Source organism: Aeromonas sp. Prich7-2 (assembly GCF_017939255.1).
GTDB lineage: Bacteria > Pseudomonadota > Gammaproteobacteria > Enterobacterales > Aeromonadaceae > Aeromonas > Aeromonas caviae.
This window is the reverse complement of record NZ_JAGKRI010000352.1, coordinates 1-293: the sequence shown is the minus strand read 5'-3', so window position 1 is coordinate 293 and position 293 is coordinate 1. Positions and strand designations below refer to the sequence as shown.

1 protein-coding gene is annotated in these 293 nt (G+C 51.9%); it reads right to left on the bottom strand.

Translation table 11 applies throughout. The annotated features are described in order from the left end of the window. On the bottom strand, positions 1 to 293 hold a 293-nt coding region (locus tag J9892_RS22785; protein ID WP_210539104.1), incomplete at both ends, for a helix-turn-helix domain-containing protein.

The following is a 293-nucleotide window of genomic DNA, read 5'->3' as shown; positions in this document are numbered from 1 at the left end:
TCGAAGTTGACGAACCGGATAGCGTCGCGGTTGTCGCTTTTTTTCTTGAATACGGGTGCCTTGGCGGCAAGTTTCTTATCAAAGCAGCGCATCCACGCGCCATGCAAATCCTTGAGCTTCTGCTGGAGGTTGTCGGTATATGCCTCTGCCAGAAAGGCCATTTCTGGGTCTTTCTTCCAACTGGTGAGCATCCTGTTCAGCTCAAAGGCAGAAGGCAGTTTTTCGCCAGCATCCAGAATGCGTTTGGTTTCTGCCAGCCCGTGATTCCAGACATAACGAGCACAACCGCCCAA